This window comes from Xylanibacter caecicola (genome assembly GCF_013166515.1).
Lineage (GTDB): Bacteria > Bacteroidota > Bacteroidia > Bacteroidales > Bacteroidaceae > Prevotella > Prevotella caecicola.
In genome coordinates, this window is sequence record NZ_JABKKJ010000038.1 from 1 (window position 1) to 10,647 (window position 10,647).

Annotated in this window: 11 protein-coding genes and 3 pseudogenes; 11 read left to right on the plus strand and 3 right to left on the minus strand. The window is 42.9% G+C overall.

What is annotated here, in order from left to right:
• From HPS54_RS12105 to dmpI, 5 genes and pseudogenes are all read left to right on the plus strand, one after another.
• Positions 1–110: pseudogene (locus HPS54_RS12105) on the plus strand (IS982 family transposase); the annotation flags it as partial.
• Positions 111–402: 292 nt separating this feature from the next.
• Positions 403–1,092 (plus strand): zinc ribbon domain-containing protein, encoded by a 690-nt coding sequence (locus tag HPS54_RS12110; protein WP_172345700.1) that lies wholly within the window; start codon positions 403–405, stop codon positions 1,090–1,092.
• Between the two features lie 211 nt (positions 1,093–1,303).
• Positions 1,304–1,615 (plus strand): annotated as a pseudogene (locus tag HPS54_RS12115) (flavodoxin family protein); the annotation flags it as partial.
• 63 nt (positions 1,616–1,678) lie between these two features.
• Positions 1,679–2,167: an META domain-containing protein gene (locus HPS54_RS12120; protein WP_172345701.1), complete on the plus strand. Its 489-nt coding sequence runs from the start codon at positions 1,679–1,681 to the stop codon at positions 2,165–2,167.
• A 35-nt stretch (positions 2,168–2,202) separates the two neighbouring features.
• Positions 2,203–2,403, plus strand: a complete 201-nt coding sequence (dmpI, locus tag HPS54_RS12125) for a 4-oxalocrotonate tautomerase DmpI (protein ID WP_172345709.1) — start codon at positions 2,203–2,205, stop codon at positions 2,401–2,403.
• Between the two features lie 290 nt (positions 2,404–2,693).
• On the opposite strand, the gene HPS54_RS12130 is transcribed toward dmpI, so the two are convergent.
• Entirely contained in the window at positions 2,694–4,355 is a 1,662-nt protein-coding gene (locus HPS54_RS12130; protein ID WP_172345702.1) for an energy transducer TonB, read from the minus strand.
• Between the two features lie 5 nt (positions 4,356–4,360).
• Positions 4,361–4,831: a hypothetical protein gene (locus HPS54_RS12135; RefSeq protein WP_172345703.1), complete on the minus strand. Its 471-nt coding sequence runs from the start codon at positions 4,829–4,831 to the stop codon at positions 4,361–4,363.
• Between the two features lie 1,051 nt (positions 4,832–5,882).
• Between HPS54_RS12135 and HPS54_RS12140 the strand changes: the two genes are divergently transcribed.
• The 6 genes from HPS54_RS12140 to HPS54_RS12165 all read left to right on the plus strand — a co-directional run bounded on the left by HPS54_RS12140 (position 5,883) and on the right by HPS54_RS12165 (position 10,551).
• Positions 5,883–6,785, plus strand: a complete 903-nt coding sequence (locus tag HPS54_RS12140) for a DUF4377 domain-containing protein (RefSeq protein ID WP_172345704.1) — start codon at positions 5,883–5,885, stop codon at positions 6,783–6,785.
• An 18-nt stretch (positions 6,786–6,803) separates the two neighbouring features.
• The gene (locus HPS54_RS12145) at positions 6,804–7,232 is read left to right on the plus strand and encodes a DUF2867 domain-containing protein (RefSeq protein WP_172345705.1); all 429 of its coding nucleotides are present in this window, start codon (positions 6,804–6,806) and stop codon (positions 7,230–7,232) included.
• Positions 7,233–7,745: 513 nt separating this feature from the next.
• A complete protein-coding gene (locus tag HPS54_RS12150) occupies positions 7,746–8,567 on the plus strand; it encodes a helix-turn-helix domain-containing protein (protein ID WP_172345706.1) in 822 nt (273 codons plus the stop codon).
• An 80-nt stretch (positions 8,568–8,647) separates the two neighbouring features.
• Complete coding sequence (locus HPS54_RS12155) at positions 8,648–9,268, plus strand: CatA-like O-acetyltransferase, family 2 (RefSeq protein ID WP_172345707.1); 621 nt, start codon at positions 8,648–8,650, stop codon at positions 9,266–9,268.
• A gap of 252 nt (positions 9,269–9,520) precedes the next feature.
• A complete protein-coding gene (locus tag HPS54_RS12160) occupies positions 9,521–10,156 on the plus strand; it encodes a CatB-related O-acetyltransferase (RefSeq protein WP_172345708.1) in 636 nt (211 codons plus the stop codon).
• 8 nt (positions 10,157–10,164) lie between these two features.
• Entirely contained in the window at positions 10,165–10,551 is a 387-nt protein-coding gene (locus HPS54_RS12165; protein ID WP_253952013.1) for an RteC domain-containing protein, read from the plus strand.
• Here the strand turns inward: HPS54_RS12165 and HPS54_RS13175 are convergent.
• Positions 10,529–10,647, minus strand: a pseudogene (locus HPS54_RS13175) (IS30 family transposase); the annotation flags it as partial. The gene HPS54_RS12165 and the pseudogene HPS54_RS13175 sit on opposite strands and share 23 nt — an antisense overlap.

Sequence of the window (10,647 nt, forward strand, 5' to 3'; positions counted from 1 at the left end):
ATGGTTTGTTTGCCAGAATCATTGGCAAAATTAGTGCACTTACCATTCTGCAATACGTAAACTTCATTAACGACAAGCCCATTGGCAGAATTAAGTATGCATTAAATTAATTCCGCCAACAGGTAAATAAAACAACTAATTTTGTATTCGGACAGGGGCAACTCTTTCCAATACATAATAAGAAGCGTTATGCCATCTTGTAGTTTGTGAACGTAGGAAATTCAGAAAACGATGCAAGAGATAGCATAGTGGTTCTCACGCACATATATAGCGTGGGCTACTATTGCCACATCTGCATCAATGTTTTCCTACGACCTACAAACTAAGACGTGGCGTTGCAGTCCGCGCTTCTACATTCAATAACCTTCTCTGTCGGACGGGAGAGTAAAAAAAAGAAACGATATGGAACATAAATTTTGTCAGAGCTGCGGCATGCCGCTAATCGCAAACAACAAAGGAACAAATGCTGACGGCAGTTGCAATGAGGATTACTGCATGTACTGCTACAAAGACGGCAAGTTCACACAGGACTTCACTATGGAACAGATGATTGAGTTCTGCGCGCAATTTACCGACCAGATGAACGAACAGACAGGTTGGAATCTTACGCCCGAACAAGCGAAAGAACAGATGCGCCGCTTCTTCCCGAATCTGAAACGATGGAAACAGAAGGACGAAAGAACGATTATTGAAAAGGCCATGGCTTTATTGACTCAATGCAATGAGGTGACACTGGCTTCAATCAATGCCGATGGTTTTCCTCGCCCGATACCTATGGCAAAAGGTCATACTGTAGGATGCAACGAAGTATGGATGGCTACGGGAGCAGACTCTGTGAAAGTTGCCGATTTCAAGACAAATCCCAAGGCAGGACTTTGTTATTCTTATAATGGAGACAGTGTTGCTTTGCGCGGAACAGTTGAAATCGTCACCGATGACAGCATACGCAAGGAAATGTGGCAGAACTGGTATATCAACCATTTTCCCGGTGGTCCGACGGACCCGAACTATGTACTTCTCCATTTCACCGGAACCGATGCCACTTTATGGATAAACGGTGAGTTTGTACATCAAGACATTAAGGAAAAATAAAGAAACATACGTGTCAGACAATTAAAAGAAAATAAGACTATGTTCATCGCAATTCTGACATACAAAAAGTCGTTGGGTAAGGTTAACCGGTTCCTTGCCGCACACCGTGAATATCTCGCCAAGCATTATTCAATCGGTGATTCTTTAAGATCAATTATGAAATGAAAGTAATAGGCATTAATGGCAGCGCACGGAAAGTTCCCCAGTCTATTCTGCCGATGTTTCCTCCCGAATGAAGGCATTGTTAGACAGAGGGGGCGTTGTCGCAGCCACGAATCCGGGTATTCTGAAACATAAACTTGGTGTGGCTGTCGCTGCCGTTCGTCGCGCCGGAGGCATGACAGCTATTGACACCATGAATCATTTCTTTCTCAATAAAGAGATGATTGTCATAGGCTCGACATATTGGAATATGGTATATGGGCGAGAGGTGAGCGATGTCCTAAAAGACGATGAGGGAATTGCCAATATGCACAACCTGGGTCAGAATATGGCTTCAATCCTGCTTAAGTTAAATTTGTGATATTATGTCATATTTATCAATTCAATCGAAAACATATCATTAACCATACGAACAGAAAAAATTATGAAACTACAGATTAAATCACTCATTGCTGTCGCAGCTTTAGGGGCAGTAATCGCAACAGGATGCTCAGGCAATAAAAAGAACAGCGCAGATGTCGCAGGGAGTACAACTTTGGAAACAGTGACGGATGCAGACATTCGAGGCCAGTGGTACATAGAAAACATAGTCTTCAATGATTCGAATTATGTGCGTCCGGATGAAACTATACACAGTGTCCGCCAGTATATCAGCTTTGAAGACAGTACATATTTCATCCAAACCAACTGCAACACAATCTCAGGGACTTACACCATAAAAGGTGATTCAATCGCTCTTGGTGACGGCGCAATGACCGAGATGGCTTGCGACGATATGTCGGTCGAAGACGCTTTGCGCAGGATTCTGCCCGACATATCCACAATAGATGTTCAAAACGATTCGGTGGTCAGACTGAATGGCTCTACGCCGGCAGAATGTATCCTGCTTCGTAAAGCATTCGAAAGAAAATGATGATCCCAATAGGAATACTTGCTACTTATAATATTATGCCATACATATCGATTGAAAGCGGAGCTTTGACCTCCGAGCAAAAGAAAGAACTTATCGGACGTCTAACCGCCACAGCCTCCGAGATAACGCATATCCCTGCGCAGTTCTTCACCGTCACCATCAAGGAACTGCCGGACGAGAACTTCGGGATAGGCGGCAAGTCGATTGGTGAAATAAAACGCTGCTATAAAGGATAGCATCATGAATATCAAGAAAGATCATGGCAAGCTCTCCGGAGGATAAGCAGATATGCGTTTTAATAATGTAGAAGTGAATTCGGATACAATATGTACAATCATGATAAATGAGGTTGTTCTTTCGTGTTCGAAAGATGATTTCTATGGAAAACGGAATGGCGCGGAAGAAATTGGGAATAAAGTTGCCGAACACATCATGTGATGAAGAACGCTTCCCTTTGTTTTCGAGCTTATAAGTCGTCGCTTCGCTTTGACTTATAAGCTCGAAAACAAATAGAAGCGAATGCTTGTCAGTGTAGGGTAAAGTTCACCGGAAGCGTGTAAGTCACCCTCACCGGCTTGCCATTCTGCTTGCCGGGAATCCATTTCGGCATAAGACCGACAATGCGTATCGCTTCTTTCTCCAGCAGCGGATGGGGGCTTGACACGGTCGTTATACGGCCTATCGTGCCGTCCTGTTCCACGACGAACTTCAGCTTTACGCATCCCTTTATCCCGTTCTCGGCGCACAGTGCGGGATACCGCAGGTTCCGGGCTATGAACGTCATCAGCTCTCTCATTCCGCCGGGATATTCCGGCATCTGTTCGGCGATGGTATAGACGGTGTTGTCGGTTGCGGTGCCGGCAACAACAGGGGTATTGGCGGCAGGCTCACCGTAATACGTGATAAACCGCCGTTCGGTGAAAAACAACTCGCCGTCCACGTATGCCTTGCGCTCCGTCCAGTTGCCTTGTGCGTCGGTCTTCACGCCTTTTATCTCCGCGTCGAAAACCCATCCGTCTCCGCCGTATTGAAGGTCCATGTTTATGTGCGTGGGCGACGTCGGATTGTCGCCGTATGTATAGGTCATATTGTCGTATTCGCCGTCTCCGTTTGTCATGAACGGCGGAGCGTATTCGAAGAATGACTGCGCGGGCATACGTCCGTTCATGTCGAAGTTATACAAACATCCGCTGTAGTCGCCGGCCGTGACACCTTTAAGTTCCCATTCTCCGGAGTATGAGATGCAATAGTTTGAAATCTTGCGCGTGTAGTCGGCGGTAAAATCCAGCTCAGGTCGTATTCCTTTCACGTGAAATCTGTCTCCGCTTTGAGTAAACTGATATCCACCAATCTTTTCGCCGCTGACGTCACGCTTAACAATGCTTCTCAAGTCTCCCGCCGGCGAGAACGTATATTCGTATGAGATGTCGCTGAGCGGCGCATCATCATCTTCCCCGATGTTGTATGCGCGGACAATCTTCATCGTCTTCACATCGCCGCGGAGCATGAACAGGCTGCGCTCCGTCAGTTTCGGTTCGCTGACCGCCGTTGTCTCTTCCTGCGCCCCGAATGACCTTAAAGGCGTATAAAGACCGCCGTCCTCACCTACGAAGAGGAAATCGCCGTCCCCGTCTATCTTGCAGTGGTCCGTCAACTGATCCTTGACGGGTATATCCCCGTGGTAAGGATACGGCATGTGGGTAAAGAGCACGCCATTATCGTCCGGCAGTCCCACGTACGTCCAACTTGTCTGCGCACGCATGCCGCCGAACTCATTCACGTCGGAGTAGTCCGTGACGTTTAATATCACGTAGCCGTCCCTCTCCTTAAGCGTAGCTAAAGAATAGCCGTCGCTGTACATGGCCGAATTGCCCATGTAGTCTCCGAGATGCCTGCGCGAGAAGTCCTTGGTCTTCACCTCCCTGACGAACTGCTTTGACACATATCCGTGCTTTTTGTCATGCCACAGGCCTATCCATCCGTCCTTGTCCTCATTGACTAGAAAACTCTCTCCCTCGCTGACCTTTCCTATGACCTTGCCCGTCACGGGGCTTTCCCTCATGTTCACACTCTTTCCCGTCACAGTGTATAGCTTCTGCTGTGCCGAGACCGTGAGACCGATGCAAAGCAGAATCCCGCAAAGCGCCATCACTCTCCTTGCCATGATATACGTTATTGATGTTTTCATGAGCATCATTGTTTATTCGTTTGTGAATTTTCCTTCCCCGCCATTCTCACGTTGCCGTTCAGCTGTCCGTCAGATGACACCTCTCCTTCGAGCACAAGCGAATCGTCTTCTGTCCTGCTCAGGCGCAACTTCCATTCGTCCTTTTGCTCAAAATGTTCGTTTTTACCATCCGGAAAAATAAAATTACGGCTGTGTTCGCCCGTAAGCACCATTGTGCTGTCCGCCGCGATATTCCCTTCCAACACGAGCCTGTCGTCAGGTGAGGAAATCATCGGAGCCAAAATTGAACAGTATTCGGCTCTTACGCTTCCCGGAATGCTGTCCCACTGCAACCTCATGCTAACGTCGAAAAAATCCAGTACCTTACCCTCGAACTCCACGTCGTGCGCCGGAGGCGGCGCCTCGCCGCAACCTACGACCATCGCAGCCATAAGCCATAACGCTCCTGCCTGCTTTTTGAAAAAACTTCTTTTCATGATATTGAAAGTTAAGAAATTCATGATATTAAGTATTAAGAAAAAGGCGTGCAACCATTCTTCATTGCTTGTATTTGTCTTAGGTTACCGCCAAGTGACCTGCTATACCACAAGCACCGAACAGTCCACGCCCTATCAGCGTGAACTTTCAGTCTGCTTGTCCTCGTATAGCGAATATTGGCGGTATTCAAGACAAAGAGAACAAGAGCTAAAAGCTCGAAATATGTTTATTTATATGTCCGTTTATCCAAGTCCCGATGAATGGAAACGCTCTTTCGGTTTGTCTATTGTGCCGCACATATCTTTCCGTACGGCGTTGTTCTTGATTTTAACCTTAACCTGCGGGGCACGCTCTTCCATGCGTGCGAAAATCCCCCCTTGCGTTCCGTTCGTTTCTGTCCGTTCTTACTACCTCCTTTTTTAAGTGTTACTATTCTTTCGAAATTGCCCTATAAGAGAATTAAAATTGTCTCATAGGACAATTTTGAGTATTGTATATCACTGTCTATCAAATACTTGCAAAGTATTAATCATTGAAAACATCCTCCTACAAACCGAACTCTACGGCAGAGAGTGAGAGAGCCTCGCGCATCGCCGTGCTCTTGGTGAACTGTACGTTCACCGCTCTCTGTTTGTCGGATCCTTCCTCGCACGGACTACGGGGCTAATCATAAGCCCTATGTCTCAGATGAAACAACATGCAAAATTATAGATTGCAAAGATAATCTTTTTATCCGTAAACCGGGTCTTGTCTTATAAGAAAATATTGAATGGTGATTTCATAACTTACTTTTTAAGTTGCAAAACTATTGTACTACAAATAAGTTCTATGCTGGCAAGCCAAATAACAACAGGACTTCGCCAATTTAGGACAATCTGTATCCCTCCGTTTTTTATTTGTCGGGGGGGGGACGAGTTAGGTTACGAACTTTGTCTTATAGGGACTTCTGCCTAAGGTACAGAGCCCATGAAATAAAAAGTTGCATCCGGGATGCAATGTTTTTACAGTTTCGGCATTTAATATATAGTGAACAATTAAAACAGATAAAGAATGAAGACGAAAGACTTTCTAAGAATGCTGTTCATGACATTCTTTGCGATGGCAGGGCTAACAGCGTGCAGTGACGATAACGCAGAAGGTAAGAAGATAACCGATTATAAAGAATACACGCTTACTGTGGCTTCTTTAAAACTTCCCGGTGTTGTAACATCGTGTGGTAACAATGTATTTACAGATGTATATGCTGTGAAAAAAGAACAGTCCACCGAATGGGAGGCACTGGGAAGCATTGGCAAATTTGAATACGAAGAAGGGTATGAATACCAAATCCGCATTAGTGAAACAAGCTATCTGGATTATAGGATGGGCGATCCGGCATGGACTGAATACGAACTATTGGAAGTTATAGCGAAAGAACAAAAGAACTCTGAGAATCTGCCACCTCATTTCATTCCGAATTGGTATTTTGAGCAACGCTGTCCGTATATCAATCCGGAATTTGCTTATGCCATTGAAGCAGACAAAAAAGAAGACATTGAAAATGAACTTAAAACCGATCCTACCTATAAATTTGGAGGCTTGCGCTATTATATTCCTTTTCCTTTATCGGATGACTGGTTCCTATTGGATAACGATATGCACACTGTTGAACAAGGCATTTTAATTAGAAGGAGTAAGACCCCAACGGAGTTTCCAGAGTCTTATAAACTGGTTCCGCCTGAAAGTAAGGTTGCCGGATATGGAGAGTTTAATTTTGTAAAAGACGATGATACAGAAGACTATGTAATGCAATATGATGCGTTTATATCTACGCAGGACCGAAGCAAATCAGTTAAGCCGCAAACTATTGGCATATGGCTATATAAAGACCTTACAGCATATTACCAAAGAAAATATCCCGAAGCTAATGTCAAGGCTGTCGTAATTCGCTATATGGTGAAGAATTTGGGATAATAAAGTATTATATGCATTATGGAACTAAATAAGCATTTTGATTATATTGATAATTACAGCGAGATAGTCCATACCACACGACCGATAAATGCAGAAGAATTGACTGACAGATTCTTCTGCGCACCGCTGTGGATTATTGTCTTGATGAAATTCCGCAATGCCATAGTGAAACCTTTTAGTCTGAAAGGAGAGAAGAATTTATCGGATTTAATCAAAATCGAATCCGAAAGCAGGGTAACCTTAAGTAGAATTAACAAACATCTCGATTTCAATGTTGCGCTGATGACTGAAAATATAAGAAACGGCAATCAACGTATATCGGTCAATACCAAAGTATGCCTACATAACAATATGGGAAAATTCTATTTTGCTATAATAAAACCGTTTCATAAGTTAATCTGCAAGACACAGTTAGAACGGGTTAGGAGGAATTTAGAATTACAATAAACCTATCCTTGCTTCTCTCAATATTCCAATCATACTTGTCTTCTGCAACATCGCATCTCATTGGAGTGTATAGCGATTTTCATTTCATCAAAAGTTTGCAGATGTCCCGTATTGTTTCTTAAATAATAAAAAACACCCAATTTACATTCTTGGATGTAAAATTGGGTGTTTATTTTGCAATTTGCTTATTTTCAGCGTTTATTGCGGAGAGAGCGGGTTATGAACCTACTCCCCAATATCCTTGAAATTCAATTTCTTATCAATATGTCAAAGCCTTAGGGGGTACAACTTAGGTTACAAGAATAACGCTTTTCTGTCACCTTTTGGCTGTTCGTTGTCTGCCTAAAACTACGGTTCAAAGATACGGCTTTCTTTTGATATATGCAAATCATTGAAAATAAATATTCTGCGGTTAGTGCAAGGTGCAAGCTATATATAGATATATACTTGCACCTTGCACTAAAAACTACCCTGTAATAAACAAGATACTACTAAAATAAGTACCTTTGTAAAATGATTCAAGAGGAGTTCAAATTTTACAAGCCATGTAAGTTGCTGCAACCTTATATAAGATATTATTGGGTATTCAAGAGCAATCGACCGCTGGATGCCTTTACTTATCCTATCGGTTGCCCTCAAATCATCTTCCATAAGCAAGCACCACTATATATTCCCGAATTGAATGCTGCACAAGACAAACTTACCATCAGCGGACAAGTTAATTTCTCATCCCATTTGTATGCAGACGGCAATACAGAAATGATAGTGGTTGTATTCCACCCTCACGCTATGAGTATGTTTCTGAACATGCCGACATCGCTCTTTTACAATCAAGAAGTGTCCGGTTACAGCCTTGAAAACAAAAGTTTGAATGAACTGGCTACACGAATATTCGACTGTGAGAATAATTCTATTTGCATAAGCTATATAGAAAAATGGCTGGTGTCACAAATTGCCGATAATTTAGCTGATACCACATACAGAATTGAAAGGATAGATGCCGCCATACAGCGAATATATATCACCCCACAAATCTCTGTAAACGAATTATCTTCCATTGCCTGCCTAAGTAAAAAACAGTTTGAGCGGTTGTTTCATTCATTTGTAGGCATCAATCCCAAAGAATATACCCGTATCGTCCGCTTCCAAAAGGCTTTGGCGCAGATGCAGCATCAAGCGGGCAAAGGAATCAATCAGGCACAAATAGCATACATCAGCGGTTACGCCGACCAGTCGCACTTTATCCGGGAATTTAAGAAATTCTGTGGATATACGCCCATGTCTTTGCTGAAAGTATCAAATCCATATTCCGATTTGTTCACCAATCCCGTATAAATGTCCCGTTTGTTCTATCCGGGGTCAAACGCTTCTCCTACTTTTGCTACCTGATTCATTAAATGAAAATAGCATTAAGTATGAAAGAAGTAAATCCCCAAGAAACCAGCCGGGCATACGCCTTTGAAATGTGGATGAACGCACCTATGCCAATGGTGACGTTCTTTAAGACACTCAACGTGTCACGCCTTGTGAAAATCAGCCGGGAATCGGGCATGAAGTTTAACATGTTGATATGCTGGTGCATCGGCAAAGCCGCAAGGAACGTGAAAGAATTTTATCTGCTGCCCGTTGGCGGTAAACTGATGCAGTACGATACCATTGCAGTAAACACCATTGTCGCTAACAGAGAGGGCGAGGTAAGTTCGTGTGATATTCCTTTCTGCGATGATTTGTCTATGTTTAATCAACACTATCTGCGACTTACCAAACAAGTGGCTGAAAGTTGCGTCAATCACGACTTGACGGAAAGCATGGTTATCGGAACTTCCGCATTGGCACAATATGAAATAGACGGTGCTGTCGGGATGTATAGCGGCATTTTTAATAATCCGTTTCTTATTTGGGGCAAATACAAACGCCGACTGCTGAAAACGACACTTACCGTTTCTTTCCAGTTCCACCACACGCAAATGGACGGGGCGCACGCTTCTCGCTTTTTGGACGAGGTTCAGAAAGAAATTGATAATCTGAGAATATAAGTTCAGGGAAAAACGCTATCTTTGCAGAACTAACAGAAAAAGAAATAGTTGTTCAACAATATGAAATGGCAGTTGTGCATATAGCTACGCCCAACGAATAGCACTTCCAGTTATTGCTATTCAGCAATAGACAGGCTTATGTTTTAGGTTTGCCTGTTATTGTTTTGTCATTATCCCTAACATGAAATTATTAAAAGGTTGTACTACTCAAAGTAGTATGACTTATTGTGTTGTATTGAATTGAACAATTATATGATAAATAAAATATATCCTCGTACCGGAGATACACAGACCGTCTATCTTAATGCCGTAGTCAAAGACCCGTCAATAAAAGTAGGCGACTATACCATTTACAATGATTTTGTTTCAGACCCTCGTCTGTTTGAGCAAAACAACGTATTGTATCATTATCCCATTAACCATGAACGGCTGATAATAGGCAAGTTCTGTTCTATTGCTTGCGGAGCAAAATTTCTGTTCAACTGCGCCAATCATGCCCTGAAATCCCTATCGACATACACGTTTCCGCTGTTTTATGAAGATTGGGAATTGGATAAGGCAGATGTGGCTTCCGCTTGGGACAACAAAGGCGACATCGTGATAGGCAATGACGTGTGGATAGGCTATGAAGCCGTAATTATGGCTGGTGTCCATATCGGTGACGGGGCTATTGTTGGCACAAGGGCGGTTGTGACAAAAGATGTGCCGCCCTATACCATTGTGGGTGGTGTCCCTGCCAAAGAGATACGAAAGCGGTTCCGTTCTGATATGATAGAACAGATGCAGGCTTTGAAATGGTGGGACTGGTCGGTAGATAAGATACGGGAGCTTTTGCCTTATCTGATGAATGGCGATTTAGAAGAAGTCGTATCAATGAACAATAGGTAACCGTAGCCATGAGAACAATAGCGGAAGAAATGTTGTCCCGGATAAATGCTGAAATAAAATTGCTCAATTATGACAATGATATTACAGCAGATGATGCTTTGCACATGGTAAAGTTCATTACTCCGCTATACAGTCAATTAAGAAAACTTGTATCAGACTATGTATTTCCAACAAATGAGGAAGAAGTTCACTTTTTCAAGGAAATCAAGCCTAATATCCTTGACAAATATCTGTATTTTAGTAAGGTTTATAGTATCGAAATGAAATGTCCCATTGGTAACAATGAGATTATCAAAGAATATTTGAACCAAGAATTAGAGGAATTAACTCGTTTCTTCCGTGACAATTTGGATTTTTACCAATACGGTAGTTTCAACTGGCAAGTGCAAAATTAATGATTTGTTTGAAGAATTCTTCTTTCGGGGTTGAGAAATTTAGTTTCTTTCTCGGTCTGAGGTTCAATTTCTTTCCCACTTTCTTGATATAGTTGT